At 61.7% G+C, this 22,694-nt stretch carries 21 protein-coding genes; 10 read left to right on the forward strand and 11 right to left on the reverse strand.

The genetic code is table 11. The features are described from left to right. Window positions 1–77 precede the first annotated feature (77 nt). Window positions 78–656, forward strand: a complete 579-nt coding sequence (gene nfuA / locus ACB040_RS11160; protein WP_005340636.1) for a Fe-S biogenesis protein NfuA — start codon at window positions 78–80, stop codon at window positions 654–656. Between the two features lie 72 nt (window positions 657–728). Here nfuA and gpsA read toward each other — a convergent pair whose 3' ends face one another. From gpsA to ACB040_RS11175, 3 genes are read right to left on the reverse strand one after another with little or no spacing between them, the layout of a single operon-like run. Continuing rightward, window positions 729–1,733, reverse strand: a complete 1,005-nt coding sequence (gene gpsA / locus ACB040_RS11165; RefSeq protein WP_338773359.1) for an NAD(P)H-dependent glycerol-3-phosphate dehydrogenase — start codon at window positions 1,731–1,733, stop codon at window positions 729–731. 2 nt (window positions 1,734–1,735) lie between these two features. Beyond that, window positions 1,736–2,206 carry a protein-export chaperone SecB gene (gene secB, locus ACB040_RS11170; protein ID WP_005340639.1) on the reverse strand — a complete coding sequence of 157 codons (471 nt, stop codon included), beginning with the start codon at window positions 2,204–2,206 and terminating at the stop codon, window positions 1,736–1,738. 50 nt (window positions 2,207–2,256) lie between these two features. Next, on the reverse strand, window positions 2,257–2,688 hold the full coding sequence (locus ACB040_RS11175; protein WP_005340640.1) for a rhodanese-like domain-containing protein: 432 nt from the start codon (window positions 2,686–2,688) through the stop codon (window positions 2,257–2,259). A gap of 246 nt (window positions 2,689–2,934) precedes the next feature. Between ACB040_RS11175 and gpmM the strand changes: the two genes are divergently transcribed. Both gpmM and envC read left to right on the forward strand, forming a co-directional pair. After that, window positions 2,935–4,464, forward strand: coding sequence for a 2,3-bisphosphoglycerate-independent phosphoglycerate mutase (gene gpmM / locus ACB040_RS11180; RefSeq protein ID WP_005356867.1), 1,530 nt, complete (start codon window positions 2,935–2,937; stop codon window positions 4,462–4,464). A gap of 9 nt (window positions 4,465–4,473) precedes the next feature. Further along, the gene (envC, locus tag ACB040_RS11185) at window positions 4,474–5,826 is read left to right on the forward strand and encodes a murein hydrolase activator EnvC (protein WP_139408821.1); all 1,353 of its coding nucleotides are present in this window, start codon (window positions 4,474–4,476) and stop codon (window positions 5,824–5,826) included. 132 nt (window positions 5,827–5,958) lie between these two features. Here envC and ACB040_RS11190 read toward each other — a convergent pair whose 3' ends face one another. Next, window positions 5,959–6,609, reverse strand: coding sequence for a Qnr family pentapeptide repeat protein (locus tag ACB040_RS11190; RefSeq protein WP_371154836.1), 651 nt, complete (start codon window positions 6,607–6,609; stop codon window positions 5,959–5,961). An 89-nt stretch (window positions 6,610–6,698) separates the two neighbouring features. Between ACB040_RS11190 and ACB040_RS11195 the strand changes: the two genes are divergently transcribed. Both ACB040_RS11195 and ACB040_RS11200 read left to right on the forward strand, forming a co-directional pair. Further along, window positions 6,699–7,706 carry a substrate-binding domain-containing protein gene (locus ACB040_RS11195; protein ID WP_043821541.1) on the forward strand — a complete coding sequence of 336 codons (1,008 nt, stop codon included), beginning with the start codon at window positions 6,699–6,701 and terminating at the stop codon, window positions 7,704–7,706. A 114-nt stretch (window positions 7,707–7,820) separates the two neighbouring features. Next, complete coding sequence (locus ACB040_RS11200; protein ID WP_338773353.1) at window positions 7,821–8,210, forward strand: nuclear transport factor 2 family protein; 390 nt, start codon at window positions 7,821–7,823, stop codon at window positions 8,208–8,210. Here ACB040_RS11200 and ACB040_RS11205 read toward each other — a convergent pair. From ACB040_RS11205 to ACB040_RS11220, 4 genes are all read right to left on the reverse strand, one after another. Continuing rightward, window positions 8,199–8,891 carry a helix-turn-helix domain-containing protein gene (locus ACB040_RS11205; RefSeq protein WP_371154834.1) on the reverse strand — a complete coding sequence of 231 codons (693 nt, stop codon included), beginning with the start codon at window positions 8,889–8,891 and terminating at the stop codon, window positions 8,199–8,201. The two genes, ACB040_RS11200 and ACB040_RS11205, sit on opposite strands and share 12 nt — an antisense overlap. Before the next feature lie 139 nt (window positions 8,892–9,030). Then, a complete protein-coding gene (locus tag ACB040_RS11210) occupies window positions 9,031–9,672 on the reverse strand; it encodes a bifunctional 4-hydroxy-2-oxoglutarate aldolase/2-dehydro-3-deoxy-phosphogluconate aldolase (protein WP_005342660.1) in 642 nt (213 codons plus the stop codon). A 9-nt stretch (window positions 9,673–9,681) separates the two neighbouring features. Beyond that, the gene (gene edd, locus ACB040_RS11215; protein ID WP_005355410.1) at window positions 9,682–11,478 is read right to left on the reverse strand and encodes a phosphogluconate dehydratase; all 1,797 of its coding nucleotides are present in this window, start codon (window positions 11,476–11,478) and stop codon (window positions 9,682–9,684) included. After that, window positions 11,475–11,984: a gluconokinase gene (locus ACB040_RS11220; protein WP_005340649.1), complete on the reverse strand. Its 510-nt coding sequence runs from the start codon at window positions 11,982–11,984 to the stop codon at window positions 11,475–11,477. Before ACB040_RS11220 ends, edd begins: the two co-directional genes overlap by 4 nt. A 245-nt stretch (window positions 11,985–12,229) precedes the next feature. Between ACB040_RS11220 and gntU the strand changes: the two genes are divergently transcribed. The 4 genes from gntU to ACB040_RS11240 all read left to right on the forward strand — a co-directional run bounded on the left by gntU (window position 12,230) and on the right by ACB040_RS11240 (window position 19,591). Then, the gene (gene gntU / locus ACB040_RS11225) at window positions 12,230–13,570 is read left to right on the forward strand and encodes a gluconate transporter (RefSeq protein WP_069527617.1); all 1,341 of its coding nucleotides are present in this window, start codon (window positions 12,230–12,232) and stop codon (window positions 13,568–13,570) included. Window positions 13,571–13,720: 150 nt separating this feature from the next. Then, window positions 13,721–15,070 carry a CDP-diacylglycerol--serine O-phosphatidyltransferase gene (pssA, locus tag ACB040_RS11230; RefSeq protein WP_021230775.1) on the forward strand — a complete coding sequence of 450 codons (1,350 nt, stop codon included), beginning with the start codon at window positions 13,721–13,723 and terminating at the stop codon, window positions 15,068–15,070. 190 nt (window positions 15,071–15,260) lie between these two features. After that, complete coding sequence (gene recG / locus ACB040_RS11235) at window positions 15,261–17,330, forward strand: ATP-dependent DNA helicase RecG (RefSeq protein WP_338773346.1); 2,070 nt, start codon at window positions 15,261–15,263, stop codon at window positions 17,328–17,330. A 143-nt stretch (window positions 17,331–17,473) separates the two neighbouring features. Continuing rightward, the gene (locus ACB040_RS11240) at window positions 17,474–19,591 is read left to right on the forward strand and encodes an AsmA-like C-terminal region-containing protein (RefSeq protein ID WP_371154829.1); all 2,118 of its coding nucleotides are present in this window, start codon (window positions 17,474–17,476) and stop codon (window positions 19,589–19,591) included. A 54-nt stretch (window positions 19,592–19,645) separates the two neighbouring features. Here the strand turns inward: ACB040_RS11240 and ACB040_RS11245 are convergent, their stop codons facing one another. Further along, a complete protein-coding gene (locus ACB040_RS11245; protein WP_058056376.1) occupies window positions 19,646–20,554 on the reverse strand; it encodes a bifunctional GNAT family N-acetyltransferase/hotdog fold thioesterase in 909 nt (302 codons plus the stop codon). Between the two features lie 51 nt (window positions 20,555–20,605). Here ACB040_RS11245 and ACB040_RS11250 point away from each other — a divergent pair, with 51 nt between their 5' ends. Further along, window positions 20,606–21,286 carry a spermidine synthase gene (locus tag ACB040_RS11250; protein WP_005340660.1) on the forward strand — a complete coding sequence of 227 codons (681 nt, stop codon included), beginning with the start codon at window positions 20,606–20,608 and terminating at the stop codon, window positions 21,284–21,286. Here ACB040_RS11250 and dtd read toward each other — a convergent pair. Beyond that, complete coding sequence (gene dtd / locus ACB040_RS11255; RefSeq protein ID WP_021230770.1) at window positions 21,275–21,712, reverse strand: D-aminoacyl-tRNA deacylase; 438 nt, start codon at window positions 21,710–21,712, stop codon at window positions 21,275–21,277. The two genes, ACB040_RS11250 and dtd, sit on opposite strands and share 12 nt — an antisense overlap. Window positions 21,713–21,798: 86 nt before the next feature. Then, window positions 21,799–22,671 (reverse strand): virulence factor BrkB family protein, encoded by an 873-nt coding sequence (locus ACB040_RS11260; RefSeq protein ID WP_005340664.1) that lies wholly within the window; start codon window positions 22,669–22,671, stop codon window positions 21,799–21,801. Window positions 22,672–22,694 lie beyond the last annotated feature (23 nt).

The following is a 22,694-nucleotide window of genomic DNA, read 5'->3' on the forward strand; positions in this document are numbered from 1 at the left end:
TCGGCATGCTACCCAAGCATTAATAACCGCGTTATCATGAATACCCTAGTCGTACACTCAGGTTTATGAGGATAGTGATGATCAGCATTTCCGACGCCGCCCAGGCCCATTTCCGTAAACTGCTGGAAAAACAGCCTGATGGCACCAATATCCGGGTGTTTGTGGTCAATCCGGGAACCCAGAATGCCGAGTGTGGCGTATCTTATTGCCCGCCCGATGCCGTGGACCCGGAAGATCAACACCTGCCCTTCAGCGGCTTCGACTGCATGGTCGATCCCCTGAGCGCCCCCTTCCTGGTGGATGCCACCATCGACTTCGTGACCGATCAGATGGGCTCCCAGCTCACCCTGAAAGCACCGAACGCCAAGATGCGTAAAGTGGCCGACGACGCGCCGCTGATCGAGCGCATCGAGTACGTGTTGATGTCCGAAGTAAACCCCATGCTGGCCGGTCACGGTGGCAAGGTCACCTTGGTCGAGCTGACTGAAGACAAACTGGCTATCCTGCAGTTTGGCGGTGGTTGCAACGGTTGTTCCATGGTCGATTACACCCTGAAAGAGGGGATCGAGAAGCAGCTGCTGGAGAAGTTCCCGGGTGAGCTCAACGGTGTGAAAGATGCCACCGAGCACCAGCGCGGCGACCACTCCTACTACTGATTTGTGGCCCTTGCGGCTGCAAAGAAAAGGCCCCGCCATCTGGCGGGGCCTTTTGCATGGGCAATCGGCAGATTACTCGTCCTTCTTGTCTCGCGACAGCAGAGCGATAGCCGCCTCTTTCGGGTTCTTACCCTCGTAGAGCACCTTGAAGATCTGCTCGCAGATGGGCATCTCGACGCCGCAGCGGGCCGCCAGCAGATGCACCTCTTTGGTGTTGCGATACCCCTCCACCACCTGACCGATCTCGGTCATGGCGGTGTTCACATCCTTGCCAGCCCCGAGGGCCAGCCCGAAGCGACGGTTACGCGACTGGTTGTCGGTACAGGTGAGCACCAGATCCCCGAGCCCCGCCATCCCCATAAAGGTTTTGGCATCGGCACCCAGCGCCGCACCCAGACGCTGCATCTCCACCAGACCCCGGGTGATGAGCGCGGTTCTGGCATTGGCGCCAAACCCGAGCCCGTCGGAGAGACCGGCACCGATGGCGATGACGTTCTTCACCGCCCCACCCAGCTGCAGACCGACGAAGTCCGGATTGGTATAGACCCGGAACGAGCGGCCACAGTGCAGCAGGTGGGAGAGATCGTCGGCGAACTCGTCGTGGGTCGAAGCGACCGAGATGGCGGTCGGCAGACCGGCAGCCAGCTCCTTGGCGAAGGTGGGGCCGGAGATCACCGCCAGCGGTATCTCGTCACCCAGCACTTCACGGGCCACATCCTGCAGCAGACGGCCACTGTCCGGCTCCAGACCCTTGGTGGCCCAGGCGATACGGGTATCGGGGCGCAGGAAGGGTTTGATCCGGGTCAGTACATCGCCAAATACATGGCTCGGCACGACCAGCAGCAGCACGGGGGCTGCTTGTACCGCACGGTGCAGATCCGCAGTCAGCTGCAGATCGGCGGGAAAAGGGACATCAGGCAAAAATGCCTTGTTGCAGCGGTCTTGTTCCAGCTCGGCGACATGAGCGGGGTCGTGACCCCACAGCAGGGTCGGATGACCGTTGCGCGCCAGAGAAATGGCAAGGGCGGAGCCATAAGACCCCGCCCCCAAGACCGAGATAGCGATCTGGTCAGCCATTATCAGGCTTCCGCAGTCGCCTGCTGGGCCTGTGCTTGCGCCATGTGCTGGGCAAACAGGGCATCGAAGTTGACCGGTGCCAGGTTCAGCTGCGGGAAGGAACCCTTGCTCACCATGTTGGCCACGGCTTCGCGGGCATACGGGAACAGGATGTTCGGGCAGAAGGCAGCCAGGCAGTGAGCCAGTTGCGGCTCCGGCAGGTTACCGATGGTGAAGATACCAGCTTGCTGTACTTCGCACAGGAAGGCGGTTTCGGTTTCCAGCTTGCAAGTTACGGTCAGGGTCAGGACAACCTCGTAGACGTTCTCAGCCAGGATGTTGGTCTTGGTATCCATATCCAGCTTGACGTCCGGCTGCCACTCTTTCTGGAAGATGTGCGGGGTATTCGGCGCTTCGAAAGAGACATCCTTGGTGTAAACACGCTGGATGTGGAATTCCGGTTGTACTTCCTGGTTGTTGATCTCGTCAGCCATTTCGTTTGATTCCTTGTTATATGGATAAGTGGGCTCAGGCCCTGCTTAAATCAGCGTTTCTTGGTTACCGGCAGATTTTCTGCACGCCATTGGGCCATGCCACCGCCGAGCACATAAACCTGCTTGAAGCCAGCTTTGCTCAGCTGACGGCCCGCGCCGCCCGCAGTCATTCCCGACTCGCACACCACTATGATGGGGGCATCTTTATGCTTTTCAACCGGGCCCAGATTATTGCTCTGGATCTGGGTCAGCGGCAGGTGCTGGGCACCGGCCAGATGGCCCTTGGCGTACTCTTCCTGACTGCGAATATCCACCACGGTGGCATTCTCGCGGTTGATCAGCAGGGTCGCGGTGTGGTTGTTGACGGTTTTTACCGGGGACAAACGGGCACGCACAGTGGTGTAAACCAGGGTGCCAGCCAGACCCAACCAGGCTGCGGTCAGCAGCGGGTTACGGGCCGCAAAATCCAAATACTCTTGCATCTTCTACTATCCAGGGACCAAGACAAGGGCCCGAGTATACATGGGGGTATTGATAAGATCAGCCATCTTGGCGGCAAAGCGCGAGCAGGCTCCCATCATCATTGGGCAGCGAGCATGGCAGGAAAGGCGTGGCTTGCGGGGCCACGGGAGCGCCCCTTGGCTATCAGGTGACTATTTCGGCAGATGTAGTAATATTACGCTAGTTTCATTTCCCGCATTTTTTCCAATCCGAGAGGACATAGTCTTATGTCAACAGCTAAGAAACCTTTGGTTCTGGTAATCATGGACGGTTGGGGCTACAGCACCAAGCAAGAGCACAACGCCGTCGCTGCCGCCAAGACTCCCAACCTCGATCGTCTGGCCCGTGACTACACCAGTACCCTGATCTCCGGCTCCGGTCTGGATGTCGGTCTGCCGGATGGCCAGATGGGCAACTCTGAAGTAGGCCACGTCAACATCGGTGCCGGTCGCATCGTCTATCAGGAGCTGACCCGCATCTCCAAAGACATCCAGGACGGCGAATTCTTCCAGAACGTCGAGCTGGCCAAGGCTGTTGACGCTGCCGTGACCAACGGCAAAGCCGTTCACATCATGGGCCTGATGTCCCCGGGTGGCGTACACAGCCACGAAGAGCACATCATGGGCATGATCGAAATGGCTGCCAAGCGTGGCGCCGAGAAGATCTACCTGCACGCCTTCCTGGATGGCCGCGACGTTCCGCCGCGCTCCGCCCAGTCCTCCATCGAGCTGTTCGACGCCCTGTTCGCCAAGCTGGGCAAGGGTCGTTTCGCTTCCATGATCGGTCGTTACTTCGCCATGGACCGTGACAACCGCTGGGATCGCGTGCAGCAAGCTTATGACCTGATGACCCAGGGCAAGGGCGAGTTCACCGCCGAGAGCGCCACCGAAGCGCTGGCTGCCGCTTATGCCCGCGATGAGAACGACGAGTTCGTCAAAGCCACCCGCATCGGCGAAGCTGCTCCGATGGAAGATGGCGATGCGCTGATTTTCATGAACTTCCGTGCCGACCGTGCCCGTGAAATCACCCGCGCCTTCGTTGACACCGACTTCACCGGCTTCGCCCGTGCAGTCGAGCCGAAGCTGAACTTCGTGATGCTGACCGAATACGCGGCCGACATCAAAACTGCCTGTGCCTACCCGCCGACCGCTCTGGTCAACACCCTGGGTGAGTGGCTGGCCAAGCAGGGCAAGACCCAGCTGCGGATCTCCGAAACCGAGAAGTATGCTCACGTCACCTTCTTCTTCAACGGTGGCGAAGAGTCCTGCTTCACCGGCGAAGATCGCGAGATCGTGGCCAGCCCGAAAGTGGCGACCTATGACCTGCAGCCGGAGATGAGCTCCGAAGAGCTGACCGACAAGCTGGTTGCGGCCATCAAGAGCGGCAAGTACGACGTCATCATCTGTAACTACCCGAATGGCGACATGGTTGGTCACACCGGTGTGTTCGATGCCGCCGTCAAAGCGTGTGAAGCCGTTGACCACTGCATCGGTCGCGTGACCGACGCCCTGGCCGAAGTGGGTGGCGAGTGCCTGATCACTGCCGACCACGGTAACGCCGAGAAGATGCTGGACGAAGAGACTGGTCAGGCCCACACCGCCCACACCAATCTGCCGGTTCCTCTCATCTATTTCGGTCGCAAAGCCGAGGTAGTTGAAGGTGGCAAACTGTCCGATCTGGCCCCCACCATGCTGACCCTGATGGGTCTGCCGGTGCCGCCGGAAATGACTGGCAAGCCCCTGATGATTCTGAAATAATCCTTCCCCATGCGGGGATGCGAAGTTATTTCACAGAAAACCAGTCGCGTCGGCCTGTTGGCCGGCGCGCTGTTTTTTTGCCTGTCATTTGGTGCCAGCACACCGGCTTTGGCAGCCAATCAGCAGCTGGGGACCATGCAGTCCCAGATCAAAGAGCAACAGAAGACCATCAAGCTCAGCAAGCAGGAGCTTGCCAAGCTCAATACCCAACTCAAGGCTGACGAGCAGGCCATCTCGGCCGCCGCCGCCAAACTCAACCAGACCAGGCAGCAGTTGAAACAGAACCAGCAGACGCTGGCGACCCTGCAAAAAGACAAGCTGGCGCTGGAAGTTCAAGCCAAACATCAGAAGCAGTTGCTGGCCAAGCAGGCGGAGAGCGCCTTTCAGGCGGGCAACCACGACTACCTCAAACTGCTGCTCAATCAGCAGGATCCGGCCAAACTGAGCCGCTCCCTCGACTACTACGACTACCTCAACAAGGCCCGCATCGAGGCCATCGACGCCCTGCGCGCCACCCGTGACAAGCTGGCGAAAAACCAGCAGGCCACCAAAGAGACCGAGACCAGACTGCAGACCCTGCTTGCCGAACAGCAGGAACATCACCAGACCCTGCTGGCCAGCCAGCAGAGCCGGGCCAAGGTGCGCAACCAGTTGCAGCAGTCGGTACAGGATGACGAGCAGAAGCTCACCAAGCTGGTCAAGGCGGAGAAAGCGCTGAAGGCCCGACTGGAAGAGTTACGTCGCAAGCGTGAAGAGCAGGAGCGCCGTGAACGGGCCGAGCGGGAACGGCTGGCCAAGCTGAAAGCGGAGCAGGAGCGTCAGCGCAAGCTGGCCGAACAGCGCCGCGCCGAGCAACAACGACTCGCCGCCCAGCAGAATAAAACCGTCAAACCGGCAGAACCTGCCGAAGAGGTGGCCAGCAGCAAACCGGAGCGCGGCTCGGGCATCAGCAGTGCCGGTCACTACAGCGGTCTCAAGACCAATGGCAGCCTGCGCTGGCCGGTGCAGGGACCGATCCTCATCTCCTATGGCTCGCCCCGTACCGCCCAGCTCAAGTGGAAAGGCACCCTGATCGGCGCCAGCGAAGGAACTCAGGTCAAGGCGGTCGCACCGGGACAAGTGGTTTACGCTGACTGGCTCGATGGCTTCGGTATGCTGCTGGTAATCGATCACGGTAAGGGCTATATGAGCCTCTACGGTCACAATCAGTCGCTGCTGCGCCAGGTTGGCCAGAATGTGGAACAGGGTGAACCGGTGGCACTGGTCGGTGACAGTGGCGGTCAGGACAGACCGGGCCTCTACTTCGAAATTCGCTATCAGGGCGAGGCGATCAATCCGACCAAATGGCTGGCCAAGGGTTGAGTCAACCCGGCCGACAAACGCATCACACGCTCACTAGCAAAAGCCTGCATTACGCAGGCTTTTGTCGTTTCAGGAGCGCCCTCCCCACTCTCGGCTTAATTTGATGAAAAATTACCTAATTTTTCGCTCGGCTCAGGGGAAGACAACCAGACCGATCTGCTCCAGCAAGGTCTGCTGCTGATCCTCGTTGATCTGCACCCCTTGCAGATCGACCCGGCGCAGATCCAGCCCCGGCAGATCGCACTGGCGCAGATCGCAGCCCTGCAGCTTGAAGCTGGTCCAGTCAATCTGGCCAAACTCGGAGCCGCTGAGATCGGAGCCCGCCAGCGAGGCACCGAACAGGTTGGCCCCCTGCCAGCGGTTGCCGGTCAGCTCGCACTTCTCCAGCAGACAGCCCTCGAAGCTGGCGTAGCTAAAGTTGCTGCCGGTCAGATGGGCCTCGCAGAAGTAGCTTTTGGCGGTAATCTGGTTGGCGAAGCTGGCGTGGCTGAAGTTGATACCGACCGCCTGACAGTCGCGCATCTCCAACCCCAGACACTGGCTGCGGCTGCAATCGGCCATGGTGAGATCGCAGCGTAGAAAGCTGGCCTCGCGCAGATCGCAACCTTGCAACAGGCAGCCCCGTTCACTCTCCCGATCGTAGAAGCTGCAGTCGATGAAGCGGCTATCGCTCAAATCCAGCCAGGAGAAATTGCAGCCGATAAAGCGGCACTCCGAGAACTGCTCCCCCTCCACATCCTGTTGCTCGAACCGGACATCCACGAACTGCTTGCCTCTGATCATCGGAAAACTCCTGCAAAAACGGCTTCATATGCTGACTTTATCCGCCAAAAACGGTAATGTTACATGTAACATCCACGCTGGACACCCCTATGAGCCCCACCCGCAAGCGCCGCCCCACCCTGCAAGATATCGCCGACCAGACCGGCGTGACCAAGATGACTGTCAGCCGCTATCTGCGCGACCCGCAGACCGTGGCGGAGGGGACCCGCGAGCGGATCGCGGCTGTGGTGGAAGAGCTGGGTTATATCCCCAACCGGGCGCCGGACATTCTCTCCAACGCGACCAGCAAGGCGATCGGCATCCTGATCCCCTCCCTCTCCAACCAGGTCTTCTCGGCGGTGATCCACGGCATCGAGTCAGTAACCCGACCGGCCGGTTACCAGACCCTGCTGGCCCACTACGGCTACAGTCCGGAGCGGGAGGAGGAGCAGGTCGCCTCGCTGCTCTCCTATCACGTGGATGGCCTAATCCTCTCCGACAGCCAGCACACAGAGCGCACTCGCAAGATGATCGCTACCGCCGGCATTCCGGTGGTGGAGACCATGGATCTGCCGCAAACCCCCATCGACATGGTGGTCGGCATGGATCATAGAGCCGCGGCCCGGGCCATGGTAACAGAGATGCTGCGCCGGGGCCGACGCAAGGTGGTCTATCTGGGGGCGCGGCTCGACGTGCGCACCCAGTTGCGGATGGAGGGGTACTATCAGGCGATGACCGATTTCGGCCTCACCGGCCAGCATCTGCTAACCGAACAATCCTCCAGCTTCACTCTGGGGGGCGAACTGCTGGATCAGGCGCTGGTGCGCTATCCCGACCTCGACGGCCTGTTCTGCACCAACGATGACCTGGCGGTGGGCGCCCTGCTGCAGTGTCAGGCCAAGTGGATCCCGGTGCCCCAGCAGATCGCCATCGCCGGTTGCAACGCTCTCGATATCGGCCACGCCATGACCCCCAAGCTGGCCAGTATCGCCACCCCGCGGGAAGCGATCGGTCGGGAGGCGGCCACCATGCTGCTGGCTCGTCTCAGCGGCCAATCCCAACCCGACACCCGCAAGGATATCGGCTTCTCCCTCTATGTCGGGGAGAGTCTGGGCTAACCCCCCAGCCATCATGGCGTGTTTACCCGCAATGATGGCGCATACTGCAACCTCTTATCACCATTCTCTGCTCTATGCTGGCCCGGCATTACAGCCACATTTCAGGAGCAGAAAATGAACAACACCAAACGATTGCGAGCCTGCCTGCAGCGCGTTGTCTGCGATCCTCGTTTTACCTTGGCCGAGCTCGACCAGTGGTTCACCCCGGACTACTGCCAGCAGGTGAATGGCGAGCAGCTCGACTACATTGCCTTTTGCCAGCACATTGCGGCGCTGAGAGCTCATCTGGCCGAAGCCACTATCGAGTTCGTCGCCACAATCGCGCAAGGGGACAGGGTGCACTCGACCCATGTGGTGCGAGCTACCCGCCACGATGGCGCCCCGCTGGTCTGCAAGGTGAGCGGTCTCTTCACCTTTCGCGACGGCAAGATCTGCCAGACCGACGAGGTGACCTGCCTGCTGAGCGGCAGCAAGCAGGATGCCGACATAGGTTCACGACGCTGAGCCACGCCGGGCGAAGCGCTGGAGCGCGCGGGAGAAGGCGGCGGGATCTTCGTAACCGAGCAGGTCGGCAATCTGCACCGATGTGACCCCCTGATACTGCAACTGGCGAGCCCGCCCCATCACCACCTGCTCGCGCCACTGGCGGAAGGTACAACCCAGCTGCTGGAGGAAAAGCCGGTTGATAGTGCGCAGCGAAGCGCCGCAATCCATGGCCAGCTCGGCAAGCATGGTGTTGATTGAGGGCGCCTGACAGAAACGCTCCAGCACCCGCAGCAGGCGCGGGTCGAGGTTGGCCGCCAGCGCAGGCTGGGCTGCTTGCGGAGTAGCTCGCACCAACTCGTGGCCAATCACTGTCAGATAGGCCTCCTGCTCGGTCCCCTCCTCCAGATCGCTCAGGCGGGCAAAAAGCCCTGCCAGCAGCGGCGTTACATGCCGCAGACCAAAAGGGGCTGATGTGGACGAATCGGTATAGATAAGCGACAGGCGAGAGTGGCGCAGCACGCGAAACTCGTGCTCCCAGCCCGTAGGAATAAAGCAGAGCTGGCCGGCAACCAGCAGCTCGCTGGCAGCACCGCCGGTGATAACGCCACCACCTTCGTGCATGTAGCAGTACTGGGCCTGCGGATGACAATGCAGCGGAGTGAAGTGCCCTTGCGGGCAGGAGCGATGGAGAAAGGGCATATCGGCCAGCCGGATAAGAAACCGACCACGACCATAAGGGAGCAGACGGCACCCTGTAAATGGCTTTTCCGCTGTCAGAATGGCCAAAAGAAGCAGGCCACCCGAGGGTGGCCTGTTTGGTTTTCTGCACAACTGATGCTTAGCGTTTTACCAGCTCAACCGCTTCGCGGGAGAGGCGGGTTACCTCTTCCCAGTTGCCGCTCTTGACCGCATCAGCCGGCAGCATCCAGGAGCCGCCGACGGTGGCCACGCATTTGAGTGCCAGATAGTCGGCCACGTTTTTCGGGCCGATACCGCCGGTGGGGCAGAACTTCACCTGGGGCAGCGGGGCGGCAATGGCGGAGAGCGCCTTGGTACCGCCGTTCGCTTCGGCCGGGAAGAACTTCAGGTGGTCATAGCCTGCTTCCAGCGCCTGCATCACTTCAGACGGAGTCGCCACGCCCGGGATCAGCGGCGCGGTGCTCTTGGCCGCGTGGGCCAGCAGGGCCGGGGTCATCCCCGGGGAGATGACGAAGCGGGCACCGGCAGCAACGGCTGCGTCAAACTGCTCGCAGTTGAGCACGGTACCGGCACCGACCATGGCATCCGGCATCGCCTTGGCGATGAGAGCGATGGCATCGAGCGCCACCGGGGTGCGCAGGGTGATTTCGAAGACAGAGATGCCGCCGTCGAGCAGCGCCTTGGCCATCGGCAGGGCCTGATCCAGCTCGTTGATAACCATCACGGGTACCAGCGGGGAGGCGGCAAACACCTCGGCCGGGGTCACTTTCCAGTTCTGCATAGCTCTTCCTTAGTCAAAGATGGTAGCGCCACACTCGGCGCTCGATACCGCGCGACGCATCACGCTGAACAGTTCACGGCCCCACCCCTCTTGTTCCAGAGTGAGGTCAATCTCGGCCTGGGTACGGCCACTCAAATCGGTCAGACAGTCGAGGCTGCCGTTTACCGCGTCAACCCGCAGCAGGTCGCCGTCAGCAAGCAGGCCGATGGCCCCGCCGTGCAGCGCTTCCGGAGTGACGTGGATGGCGGCCGGGATCTTGCCGGAGGCGCCGGAGAGACGACCATCGGTGACCAGCGCCACCTTGTAACCCGCCTTCTGCAGGTTGCCGAGCACCGGCATCAGCTTGTGCAGCTCCGGCATGCCGTTGGCGGCCGGGCCATTGTGGCGTACCACGATAACGGCATCCTGATTGAGCTCGCCCGCCTTGTAGGCCGCTTCCACCGCATGCTGGGAGGAGAAGACCCGCGCTGGCGCTTCGATAACCCGATACTCGGGAGCCACGGCGGAGACCTTGACCACGGCGCGACCCAGATTGCCCGCCAGCAGCTTGGTGCCGCCGGTGGCCTGGAATACGCTGCCGGAAGGTGACAATACGCTCGCATCGCCGCTCTCGCCCACCGGCTGCCATACCAGCTGGCCATCGACCAGTGCCGGACGGCTGAGGTAATCCTGCATCTCGCCAAAGACCGGAGTGGCATCCATGTGGATCAGCCCCTCTTGCGCCAGACGGCGCATCAGGCCGGGCACGCCGCCCGCCTGTTCGAAGGCGTTGACGTCAGCCGGGCCGTTCGGGTACATGCGAACCAGCAGCGGCACCACGTCGGATAGATCGCTGATGTCATCCCAGGTCAGCACCAGACCGGCGGCGCGGGCCAGCGCCACCATGTGGATACTGTGGTTGGTGCTGCCGCCGGAGGCGAGCAGGGCCACCAGACCGTTGACCAGCGAGCGCTCATCCAGCACCTCGCTCAGGGGGCGATAGGCCGGAGATCCCGGGATCATGGCGCTGATACGGCGAGCCGCCTCGGCGGTCAGGGCGCGGCGCAGCTCGCTATGCGGGTGCACAAAGGCGGAGCCCGGCAGCATCAGGCCCATGGCCTCGAATACCAGCTGGTTGGTGTTGGCGGTGCCGTAGAAGGTGCAGGTGCCTGCCGCGTGGTAGGCGCCGCACTCCATCTCCAGCAAGGCATCACGGCCCACTTCACCGGCGGCGTACTTCTGACGCACCTTCACCTTCTCGTCGTTACTGATGCCGCTCGCCATGGGGCCGGCAGGCACAAATGCAGTCGGCAGGTGAGCGTGGGAGAGGGCCCCCATGATCTGACCCGGAGCAATCTTGTCGCAGATGCCGAGCAGCAGGGTCGCATCAAAGGTGTTGTGAGAAAGAGAGAGCGCGGTCGCCTGGGCGATCAGGTCACGGGAGAAGAGGGACATATCCATCCCCGGCTGACCCTGGGTCACACCGTCGCACATGGCGGGCACGCCGCCGGCGACCTGGGCACTGTGGCCCAGCTCGGCCAGTACCGCCTTGATCTGATCCGGATAGCCCTGATAGGGCTGATGGGCGCTCAGCATGTCGTTGTAGGCGGTGACGATGCCGACGTTGGCGCGGGTCATATCGAGAATGCGACCCTTCTCGTCACTGCTGCAGGCGGCCACGGCGTGGGCCAGGTTGCCGCAGGCCAGCGCGGCGCGGGTCTTGCCCTGCTCGGCCTGACGCTGGATGCGGGCCAGAAATGCCTGACGACGGGCGACACTGCGCTCGCGGATGCGGGCGGTGACGTCGGAAATTACCTGATGAATCATTGGGCTTGCTCCAATGCTGTGACGGCGCGGTCAACCACCTGTTCGAAGGTGCCGTCTATATCAATGTGGAATACACCGGCTTCGCCATCCGGGCGCTCCAGGGTATCGAACTGACTTTGTACCATGCTTTCACGCATGAAGTGGCCCTTGCGGGCACGCATCCGCTCGAGGATCAGCGGCTGGCTGCCATCGAGGAAGATGAAGCTGACCGACTCGTTGCCTTCGCGGATCTGGTCGCGGTACTTCTTTTTGAGGGCGGAACAGACAATGATGCCGGTCTCGTTCTTCTGCTCGAGACTGTAGGCGGCGTCGCGGATCCGCTCCAGCCAGGGGGCTCGATCCTCATCGTTGAGGGGGTTGCCGCCAGCCATCTTCTGGATGTTGGCCTTGGGGTGCAGGTCATCACCATCGATGAACTTGGCGCCCAGCGCTTCGGCCACTTTCAGACCCACGCTGGATTTGCCGCTACCACACACACCCATCACGATAATGCACTTACCCGCCATAATTTGACCTCTGTCCCACTTTTCAAAAAACCAGCTGTTGATGGGTTCTAATCTAACACGTTACCGGTAACATGTTACCGGTAACGATTGAAAATGTGAAGTCTGCCACAGACTAAGCAAACCCATAGTCACCTGGGCATATGATGTTGAGCCCTTGCCATAAATCTAAATAAATCATAAAGATATGGTTTGCCGACGGATCGGCAAGGTGTCACGACTGAACTTGGAAAAAGGAACGCATAACAATGTCTGACCTCTCCCTGATCATGACAGCCGCCGGCTCGATTGTGCTGCTGCTCTTCCTGGTGATGAAGGCCCGGCTCCACGCCGTGGTAGCCCTGATCCTGGTCTCCATGGTGGCGGGTCTCGCCGCTGGCATGAACCCGGCCGATATCGCCGCCACCATCCAGAAAGGGATGGGTGGCACCCTCGGTTTCGTCGCGGTAGTGGTGGCGCTGGGCGCCATGTTCGGCAAGGTGATGGAAGTGACCGGTGCTCTCGACCGGGTAGCCCACACTCTGCTCGGCAAGTTTGGCGTCAAGCGCGCCAACTGGGCCATGGCCCTGACCGGCTTTGTCTGCGCCCTGCCGCTGTTCTTTGACGTGGCCGTGGTGCTGCTGATCGGCGTCGCCTTCGCCATCGTCCGTCGTGGCGGCGGCAGCGTGGTGAAGATCGGTATCGCCCTGCTGGCCGGTATCGCCACTTGCCAGGCCTTCCTTATCCCGGCGCCGGGCCCGATCCTGGTCGCTTCCCAACTGGGTGCCGACTTCGGCTACATGATCCTGTTCGGCCTGATCGCCGCCGTACCGGCGCTGATCCTGGCTGGCCCGCTGTTCGGTGACTTCATCAGCAAGATCGTCGATGTACCGCTGCCTGCCGATGCCCAGAACAGCGTCCACGATGACAGCAAATCCCTGCCCTCCTTCGGGCTGGCCATGGGCCTCATCGGTCTGCCGCTGCTGCTGATCGGCCTCAAGACCATCGTCGGTCGTTTCGTCGAGGCGGGCTCCACCCTGCACAACTGGCTGGAGTTCATCGGTCACCCCTTCACTGCCATCATGGTCGCCTGTCTGGCCGCCTTCTATCTGCTGGGTATTCGCCGCGGCATGTCCCGTGACGAGGTGATGAGCGTCTGCAACAGCGCCATCCAGCCGGCAGGCGTCATCATTCTGGTTACCGGTGCCGGCGGCGTGTTCAAGCAGGTGCTGGTTGACTCCGGCGTGGGTGCCGCGCTGGGCAACATGCTGGCCGACTCCGGTCTGCCCATCGTCGCACTGGCCTTCATTCTGGCCGCTGCAGTACGGGTGATTCAGGGCTCTGCCACCGTCGCCATGCTGACCGCCTGCGGCCTGGTGCTGCCAATGCTGGAGCCGCTCGGCCTGAATGGCGCCCAGCTGGCCGCCGTCACCATCGCCATTGGCGGCGGTGCCATCGTGCTCTCCCACGTCAACGACTCCGGTTTCTGGCTGGCCAACCGCTACCTCGGCCTGACCGAGAAGCAGACCCTGCAGACCTGGACCGTGATGGAAACCATCATCGGCACCACCGGCGGCGTGATGGCGATGATCATCTACAGCTTCCTCTGACAAGGGCGAAATGCTGACAAAAAGGCCTCACTCGTGAGGCCTTTTTCATCTTTCTGATGATTCTTTCTTTGGCTGAGAGGGCGAGATTGCTAGAATCGCCTATTCATCGCTCCGAGTGGAACGCTTAACCCCGTGATTTCAGGTTTATCTATGCATTCATCGGCCCATTATCGACAACTGCTGGCGCGCCTGCCCCAGATCGCCGTCGCAGCGGATCAGTTTGAAGTGCTCTACAGCGCCCAGGATTTCAAACGCCGCATTCTTGCGCTTATCGCCAGTGCCACCCGGCGCATCTATCTGGTCGCGCTCTATCTGCAGGATGACGAAGCAGGCCGGGAGATCCTCTCCGCCCTCTACGCCGCCAAGCAGCGCAATCCAGCCCTCGACATCAAGCTGTTCGTCGACTTCCACCGTGCCCAGCGCGGCCTGATCGGCAAAGGCAAGCAGGGCGGCAACCACCTGATGTATCAGGCCATGGCTGCCGAACACGAGCACCAGATCGAAATCTACGGCGTGCCGGTCAAAGGGCGCGAGCTGCTCGGCGTGCTCCACCTCAAGGGCTTCATCTTTGATGATGTGGTGCTCTACTCCGGCGCCAGCCTCAACGACATCTACCTGCACCAGCAGGATCGCTACCGCTTCGATCGCTATCACCAGATCACCAGCCCGGAGCTGGCCCGCAGCATGGTCAACTATGTGGATGACCTGTTCGTGAAGAGCGATGCGGTGCAGCGACTGGATCACAGCGACATCCCCAGCGCCAAGCAGCTGAAGGGGCCGATCCGCCGCTTCAAGCAGAGCCTGCGCCAGAGCCAGTACCGCTTCAGCACCATGCCGGTCAACACCCAGGAGGTGGCCGTCACCCCCATGGTGGGTCTGGGCAAGCGCAACAATCAGCTCAACCTGATGATCCGCAATCTGGTGCGCGCCACCGAGCGGGAGATCTTCATCTGCACCCCTTACTTCAACCCCCCCAAGGAGTTGAGCAAGGATATCGAGGATCTGCTGCAGCGCGGTTGCAAAGTCACCATCGTAGTGGGCGACAAGACCGCCAACGACTTCTTCATTCCGCCGGAAGAGAAGTTCTCCACCATCGGTGGCCTGCCCTATCTCTACGAGACCAACCTGCGCAAGTTTGCCGAGCGCAACCAGCGTCACATCGACGACGGCCGCCTCAACCTGATGCTCTGGTGTTGCGAGCGCAACTCCTACCATCTCAAGGGGATCTTCGTGGATGACGAGTGGGCCCTGCTCACCGGCAACAACCTCAACCCCCGCGCCTGGGCGCTGGATCTGGAGAACGGCCTGCTGGTGCACGATCGTCGCCACCTGCTGCGTCCCCAGTTCAACGCGGAGCGGGAGAACATACTGACCAACACCAAGCGGATCAGCCACTTCGATCAGGTGGAGCAGATCCAGGACTACCCGGAACAGGTGCGCAAGCTGCTGGGACGGATCCACCGGGTCAAGGCCCATCTGCTGCTCAAGCGGATTATCTGACCTTGGGCGCCATGCGCCCGCACCTTGCCTGTTGGCAACAACACAGAGGCCTCCCGTTTTCGGCAGGCCTTTGTTATATCCGCCGTTTCCCCCACTTTGACGGCCCAGCCAGCAGCAACTCGGCTTGCATCGGCCCCTCAACAACCCCTATCATCTGGACATATTTACAGTGTTTTCGGGCATCTAATTGATGAAATTGGATAAAATTCCTCTCGATAGCCTCAAGGGTGTCGGCAGCAAGATGCTGGAGAAGCTCGAGCGGCTGGGGCTGGCCACGGTACAGGATCTGCTGTTCCACCTTCCCCTGCGCTACGAGGACCGCACCCAGGTGTGGCCCATCGGCGATCTGCCGCCCGGCCTGCACGGCGCCGTCGAGGGCGAAATCCAGGACTCTCAGCTGGTGATGGGGCGCCGCCGCATGATGGTCTGTCGCATCAGCGACGGTACCGGCACCCTCACCTTGCGCTTTTTCAACTTCACCGCCGCCCAGAAAAACAGTCTGGCGGCGGGCCGCCTGATCCGCTGCTTTGGCGAGGTGCGCCCAGGCAAATACGGGCTGGAGATGGCCCACCCCGAGTACAAGCTGCTCGGCGAGGAGCAGGCCGGTCAGACCGAAGAGGCGCTCACCCCCGTCTACCCGACTACCGAAGGACTGCGCCAGCTCACCCTGCGCAACCTCACCGATCAGGCGCTGGCCCAGCTCGACCTCTACGGCGTGGAGGAGCTGTTGCCCGCCGGACTCTATCCCCATCAGATTGAACTGGCCGCAGCCCTGAAGCTGCTGCATCGCCCGCCTCCCTCGGTGGCGCTGCCGCTGCTGGAAAGCGGCCAGCATCCGGCCCAGCAGCGACTGGTACTGGAGGAGCTGCTGGCGCACAACCTCTCGGTACTCAAGGTGCGTGCTCAGGCACAAACCCAGCTGGCTCGCGCTCTCAAACCGGCGCCCGAGCTGGTCGAACAGCTGCTCGGCGCCCTGCCGTTCAAGCCCACCGGCGCCCAGAGCCGGGTAGTGGCCGAGATAAGTAAGGATCTGCAACAGAGCCACCCCATGATGCGGCTGGTGCAGGGTGACGTGGGTTCCGGCAAGACGCTGGTCGCGGCGCTGGCGGCCCTGCAGGCTATCGGCAACGGCTGTCAGGTGGGGCTGATGGCGCCGACCGAGCTGCTGGCGGAACAACACGCCATCAACTTCGCCAAGTGGCTGGAGCCGCTCGGCATCGGAGTCGGCTGGCTGGCTGGCAAACAGAAAGGCAAGGCGCGGGAAGAGTCGCTGGCCGCCATCGCCGATGGCAGCGTCAAGATGGTGGTGGGCACCCACGCCATCTTTCAGGAGCAGGTGGTGTTCCAGCGCCTCGCCTTGGTCATCATCGATGAACAGCACAGATTCGGGGTGCATCAGCGCCTCGCCCTGCGCGAGAAAGGGGAACGGGAAGGGGTACATCCCCATCAGCTCATCATGACCGCCACCCCCATCCCCCGCACCCTGGCGATGACCGCCTATGCCGACCTCGACACCTCGGTCATCGACGAACTGCCGCCGGGCCGAACCCCCATCACCACGGTCGCGCTGCCCGACAGTCGTCGTGGCGATGTGATCGAACGGGTCAAGCTCGCCTGCACCGAGGGCAAGCAGGCCTACTGGGTCTGCACCCTGATCGAGGAGTCGGAGGTGCTGGAGTGTCAAGCCGCCGAGGATACCGCCGCCGAGCTGCAGAACCTGCTGCCGGGGCTGCATATCGGGCTGGTGCACGGCCGGATGCGGCCGGTCGAGAAACAGCGGGTGATGGAGGAGTTCAAGGCAGGCATACTGCAACTGCTGGTCGCCACCACCGTTATCGAGGTGGGAGTGGATGTGCCCAACGCCAGCCTGATGATCATCGAAAACCCGGAACGGCTCGGGCTGGCGCAGCTGCACCAGCTGCGCGGCCGGGTCGGGCGCGGAGCGGTAGCCTCTCACTGCGTGCTGCTCTATCATGCCCCCTTGTCCAAGACGGCCCAGAGCCGGCTCGGGGTACTGCGGGAGACCAACGACGGCTTCCTCATCGCCCAGCGCGATCTGGAACTGCGCGGCCCGGGGGAACTGCTCGGCACCCGCCAGACCGGTCTGGCCGATCTCAAGATCGCCGATCTGGTGCGGGATCAGCCGCTTATTCCACAGGTGCAGAAGATGGCGCGCTTCCTTATGGATAGGCACCCGAGTCATGTCGAACCCTTGATACGGCGCTGGCTCGGCTTACGGGATCACTATTCCAATGCCTGATCGAAATAGATGCAGAAGATGGGCACATCTCCTTATGGATAGGCATCCGAGTCATGTCGAACCCTTGATACGGCGTTGGCTCGGTCTGCGAGACCACTACTCAAACGCCTGACAACACATCCCAAAACAGGAGGAAAGCAACCATGAATTCCTGGCTACGCGGCCTGCTCTACACCTTCGCCTTCCTGCTGCTGTTTGTCTGGGTTGCCCTCGGCCTGTTCGACGCCGAGCGTGCCAAAGGCCCCATCGCCAGCTGGATCAGCCAGCAGACCGGTGTGCCGGTCACCATAGGGCGGCTGGTGTTCAACCCGCTTCACCCCTACACCCTGCTGGCGGAGCAGGTGCGCTACGGCGATGCGGTCTCCCTCGACAAGATCTATCTGGAGATCGAGAGCATCGACTGGCTGAGCCGCGACGTGCGCATCGCCCATCTCGATCTCATTCGTCCCACCATCAAGCTGCCGCTGCCCAACCAGCTGCCGAACCTGCCGGTGCACTCCCTCACCATCAGTGACAGCACCATAGACCGGCTCAGTCTGGAAAGCCCCGAGCTGACCTTGCGCGGCCTCAATGCCACCCTGAGTGACTGGGAGCTGATCGACCCGAAACGGCAGCCACAGGCCAACCTGAGCCTCAATATCAGCCAGCTGGAGACTCCGCAGTTCACCTTCGCCCGTCTCAACCTGCAAGGACGGCTGGAAGGAGAAGTGCTGCGCACCGACAAACTGGTGACCAACCTGTTTGACGGTCTGCTGGAGACCGGCATGGTGCTGGACTGGCCCGCCCGCACCCTGCAACTGCATGACCTCAAGGCGCGCGGCATGCGGGTGGAGCTGGGGGATCTGACACAGCAAGGCTTCCCGCAGCGCTTCCCGTTGCAAAGCGTGTCGCTGGATCGCGGCCAGCTCGACGGCGTCAGCCTCAACGACATCAATCAGGAGCTCTCCTTCAACAACTTCAGCGGCCAGCTCACCGCCTTCAACTGGCAGGCGGGCAGCCAGCCCACCGGCTATCTGAGCGGCACCCTGGGCGACATGGGGCGCGGCCTGTTCCAGCTGGAGGAGATCAAGGGCAAGCTCGCCTTCTCGCCCCAGCAGATCGACGGCGAACTGCAGGGCAAGGCCTATGAAGGGGAGTTCAATGTCGAGCTCTCCCTCGATAGCCAGCAGCAGAAGCTAACCCTGAAAGACGTGGCGCTAAGCGGCATGGATATCAGCCTGCCGCAGGGTTGGTGGCAGGATTGGCAGAGCTGGCGCCCGCAGCAGGTCGATATCCGCAAGCTGGCGTTCGACAAGCTCAAGGTGCTCTCCTTCGACGATACCCTGCCCCTGTCGCTGACCGGCTGGCAGCTCTATCTGAGCGATCTCGCCCTGCGCGATAACCAACCCGGCCCGCTGCTCGGCCGTGCCCGTATCGAGAGCAAGTGGTTCGAGCTGGTGTGGGATGGCCTCAGCGCCCGCAACGGCGAGCTGGATGGGGAGCTGACCCCCAGCTCATGGCAACTGGGCAAACTCACCAGCTCGCTGCCGGATGAGGGCACTCTCAGCCTGAGTGGCCAGTGGGGCCGCGAACCGGGCCAGAACAGCCGCCTCCAACTGCAGGCGACCAAGCTGGATCTGCAGCAATGGGGCAAGATATTCCACTTCCCTGTCTCGTTCGCTGGCAAGGCGGACGTGAGCGCCGACCTGCAAGCCGAACACGGCAAAACGGCGGGCGAGTGGCGCCAGACCCTGCAGGGCAGCTTTGCCCTCGATGCCGACGAGCCGTTCTGGGACAAAGTAAAGATAGATCCGCTGCTGGATGAGTGGTTCAAGGGCGCGACCCCGCCCACCCTGACGCCGGATCAGCTGTGGCAGGCGATGCAGGAGGGTGACACCCCCTTCTACCGCATCAAGCTGCAGGGCAAGATCGACAAGGGGCAACTACAAGTCGAGCAGGCTGGCGCCTCCACCATCACTCATCTGCTGGCGCTGCAAGGGGGGATCGATCTGGTCAACGAACAGTGGCAGCTCGATCTGGGGGTGCTCAATGGTAACCGCTGCGCCGAGCTGCTCGGCCAGTGGCGCGGGCCGCTGACGGAACCCACACTGGCCTGGAGCTTCCCGCAGAAGCAGGACGCCTGCGGCTGGGAAGTGGGAGTACGCTATCCGCCGCAAGGCAACAGCGCCCCGCTCTGGCGACCGGCTCCCGCACCGAAAGCCCAAAACCAGGCCCAAGTGCAGACCCAAACCGGGCAGACAAGCGACAGCCAGCAAGGGTAAAAACAGACAAGGCCTCATGATGAGGCCTTGTTGTTTGATGGGGAAACGACGCGGTTACTGGCCCGGACGGCGGGGCGGCTGCACCACATAGTGACCGCAGAACTCCGCTGCCAGCTTGCCGCCGCTGAACAGCTGGATCTTGAGGCTGAAGGTGGCAGGCTCGCCCCGTTTGAGCGGCTGCAGCACGGCGGGCATCCCCTCGCGGGCCACTCGCGCCTCGGGCTCCTCATCGACCGGGCCATGATATTTGATGGTGCTCTCGGCAAGCACCGGCTCGCCCACCAGCCCCTCCTCTTTAAGCTGCAGCCAGATCAGCCCCCAGCCCGCCAGCACGCACTGGCTGTAGACACTGCCGGCGAACATGCTGCCATGCACGTTGAAATTGGCCGCCAGATTGGCCTTGAGATGGAAGGTCTGGCCGTCGTAGTGGCTGATGTGCATCCCCATCTTCTCGCTGATGGGTACCCCGCGCGACCAACGGGTGGTGAGATCCTGACACCACTCCGGCCGATACTGGATAGTCTGCAACGGGCTCAGGGATTTGATCATCTGGCGATGGGGAATCCGGCCAAAGGAGACGGGACCGCCCCCCACTTCGAGAAAGCCGCACTTGCGATAGAACTCCACCGCCTCCTGCCGGGCGTTCATCACCAGCCGTTTCACCTTCTCGCTGCGGGCCAACTGCTCGAGATCTTCCACCATTTGGGCACCCAGCCCCTGGCCGCGGTATTCGGGACGCAGCGCCATGAAGCGGATCTGCGCCTCGTCACCACCGATAAAGAGGCGGCCCACCGCAATGGGAGTGCCATCGGGTGCCAGCATCAGCCGGTGAATGGCGACGGTGTCGTACTCGTCCCGTTCGGAACCGACGGGCAGATTGAAGGGTTTACGCAGAAGTTCCCAGCGCAACTGGTAGTAGGCATCCAGCTCGGCGACTGTCTGAGGGGTGACTACCCGGTACATAGTTTCATCCTTGAGTTACACTGGTCGGAAACCATCTTGCCGTGCAAATTCATGGACTTCAATCTGCAAGCGTACCAAGCCGATCACTTGTTGCACCTCAGCGTCAAACCCCAGCGCCGCCTCACGGTACAGGAAAATGACCAGCACCGCTGGCTGGAGATAGACGGCGTGGTGCAATCCGCCATGTCGCTCGCCGACCCCGCGACCCTCTGTCTGCCCCATCAGCGGGTCATCGCCTGCCTGCTGCCGGAGCGGGCTGAGCAGATCCTCGAACTGGGGCTGGGTGGCGGCGATCTCACTCGCCATCTCTGCCAACGCTGGCCAGATGCTCGCCACGAGTGCGTTGACCTCGACGAAGAGGTGCTGACCGTTTATCAGCAGTTTTTCCAGCATCAGGAGAGCGATGAACGCGCCGCGCCGGCACTCCATCAGGCCGATGCCCTCGCCTTTCTGGAGCAGAGCGAGCAGCAGTACGATCTCATCCTGCTCGATCTCTTCAGTCAGGATGGCAACCCGCTGCTGCTGTTTCAGGAGCGGCTCTACCGGGCGCTGGCTCCCCGCCTCTGCGGCACGCTGGTGATCAACCTGCTGCCACGCACCGCGCTTGAGCTAACCCACGCCCTGACGCTGATCGAACAGTGGATTGGCCCGGCAACCCCCTATCCGGTAGCGGGGCTCATCAACGTGATCGTCCACGTCACACCGCGGGACGAAACATCCTCAGACCTGTAGCCAGAAGGTCGTTGGCCCCTCGTTGACCAGCGCCACCTTCATGTCGGCGGCAAAACGGCCGGTTTCGGTCGGGATGCCGCTGGCTGAAGCCTTGGCCACGAAGTAGTCATAGAGCCGCTCGGCCTCGCTCGGGTGAGCACCGCAGGAGAAGCTGGGACGCATCCCGCTCTTGGTATCCGCCGCCAGCGTGAATTGGGAGACAACCAGCAGACTGCCGCCGATCTGGCTGACATTCAGGTTCATCTTGCCCTCCTGATCCGGAAAGATGCGATAACCACTGACCCTATGCAGCAACTTGTCGGCCTTGGCCTCGTCATCCCCCTGCTCTACCCCGAGCAGTACCAGCAATCCCTGACCGATGGCGCCGGTCACCTCCCCCTCGACAGTCACGCTGGCCTCGCTGACCCGCTGAATCAATGCAATCACATCCCTCTCCTTTAAAAACAGAACGACCGCCCCCTTGCAGGGGCGGTCGTCGATGCTACCAATAAACCGGTGGGCAAGGCGATGGCTTAGCCCAGCTCCTCACTCGCCGGTTTCTCATATTCACCGAGGCAGGCCGTGGTTTCAGCCCCCAGTAGTACCACCAGCCAGCTGAGATAGACCCAGACAAACAGGATCGGGATGGTGGCCAGCGCGCCGTAGATGGCCTGATAGGAGGGGAAGTTGGTGATGTAGATGGCAAAGCCGCGCTTGGCCAGCTCAAACAGGGTCGCCGCTACCAGCGCACCGATAAAGGCGTGGATCAGCCGCACCTTGCAGTTGGGTACCACGGTATAGACCAGCAGGAAGGTGAGCACCGAGAAAAGGAACGGCAAACCCCGCAACAGCAGATAACCGATACCGAACAGGCTCTCGGCGCCAAACAGCCGCAGCGAGAAGATGTAAGAAGAGATGGCGATACTGGCCCCGATAAGCACAGGCCCCAGGGTCAGGATCATCCAGTACATGGCAAAGGCCTGCGCCAGCGGGCGGCCCTGGGTCGAGCGCCAGATGTAGTTGAGGTTCTTGTCGATGGCGGAGATCAGCATCAGCGCCACCACCACCAGCGCCCCAATCCCCACTGCCGTGGTGTTGGTAGCATTGGCCACGAAGCCGTCGATGTACTCCTTGAGCATGTCGCCCGCGGTCGGCACGAAGTTGTGATAGACGAACTGCTCCATCGCCTGCTTGAGGCTCTGGAACACCGGGAAGGCGGACATCATGCCAAAGACCACGGCGATCATCGGCACCAGCGAAAGCAGGGTGACATAGGCCAGATAGCCGGCGGTCACCGTCAATCTGTCCTGCTGGAAACGGCCCCAGACAAACTGGGCAAAGTGGCGACCATCATGGCGCAAGAAGGAGAGGGCGTGGGCCAAACGGCCGCTGACAGGCTGCTGCATCTTGATTCTCGTTAGCGTCATAG

The organism is Aeromonas sp. S11(2024) (genome assembly GCF_041402345.1).
GTDB classification, from domain to species: Bacteria; Pseudomonadota; Gammaproteobacteria; order Enterobacterales; family Aeromonadaceae; genus Aeromonas; species Aeromonas veronii.

Coding starts and splice junctions, on each gene's coding strand:
- nfuA (WP_005340636.1), top strand. CDS start 78: ATGATCAGCATTTCCGACGCCGCCCAGGCCCATTTCCGTAAACTGCTG.
- gpsA (WP_338773359.1), bottom strand. CDS start 1,733: ATGGCTGACCAGATCGCTATCTCGGTCTTGGGGGCGGGGTCTTATGGC.
- secB (WP_005340639.1), bottom strand. CDS start 2,206: ATGGCTGACGAGATCAACAACCAGGAAGTACAACCGGAATTCCACATC.
- ACB040_RS11175 (WP_005340640.1), bottom strand. CDS start 2,688: ATGCAAGAGTATTTGGATTTTGCGGCCCGTAACCCGCTGCTGACCGCA.
- gpmM (WP_005356867.1), top strand. CDS start 2,935: ATGTCAACAGCTAAGAAACCTTTGGTTCTGGTAATCATGGACGGTTGG.
- envC (WP_139408821.1), top strand. CDS start 4,474: ATGCGGGGATGCGAAGTTATTTCACAGAAAACCAGTCGCGTCGGCCTG.
- ACB040_RS11190 (WP_371154836.1), bottom strand. CDS start 6,609: ATGATCAGAGGCAAGCAGTTCGTGGATGTCCGGTTCGAGCAACAGGAT.
- ACB040_RS11195 (WP_043821541.1), top strand. CDS start 6,699: ATGAGCCCCACCCGCAAGCGCCGCCCCACCCTGCAAGATATCGCCGAC.
- ACB040_RS11200 (WP_338773353.1), top strand. CDS start 7,821: ATGAACAACACCAAACGATTGCGAGCCTGCCTGCAGCGCGTTGTCTGC.
- ACB040_RS11205 (WP_371154834.1), bottom strand. CDS start 8,891: ATGCCCTTTCTCCATCGCTCCTGCCCGCAAGGGCACTTCACTCCGCTG.
- ACB040_RS11210 (WP_005342660.1), bottom strand. CDS start 9,672: ATGCAGAACTGGAAAGTGACCCCGGCCGAGGTGTTTGCCGCCTCCCCG.
- edd (WP_005355410.1), bottom strand. CDS start 11,478: ATGATTCATCAGGTAATTTCCGACGTCACCGCCCGCATCCGCGAGCGC.
- ACB040_RS11220 (WP_005340649.1), bottom strand. CDS start 11,984: ATGGCGGGTAAGTGCATTATCGTGATGGGTGTGTGTGGTAGCGGCAAA.
- gntU (WP_069527617.1), top strand. CDS start 12,230: ATGTCTGACCTCTCCCTGATCATGACAGCCGCCGGCTCGATTGTGCTG.
- pssA (WP_021230775.1), top strand. CDS start 13,721: ATGCATTCATCGGCCCATTATCGACAACTGCTGGCGCGCCTGCCCCAG.
- recG (WP_338773346.1), top strand. CDS start 15,261: ATGAAATTGGATAAAATTCCTCTCGATAGCCTCAAGGGTGTCGGCAGC.
- ACB040_RS11240 (WP_371154829.1), top strand. CDS start 17,474: ATGAATTCCTGGCTACGCGGCCTGCTCTACACCTTCGCCTTCCTGCTG.
- ACB040_RS11245 (WP_058056376.1), bottom strand. CDS start 20,554: ATGTACCGGGTAGTCACCCCTCAGACAGTCGCCGAGCTGGATGCCTAC.
- ACB040_RS11250 (WP_005340660.1), top strand. CDS start 20,606: ATGGACTTCAATCTGCAAGCGTACCAAGCCGATCACTTGTTGCACCTC.
- ACB040_RS11260 (WP_005340664.1), bottom strand. CDS start 22,671: ATGCAGCAGCCTGTCAGCGGCCGTTTGGCCCACGCCCTCTCCTTCTTG.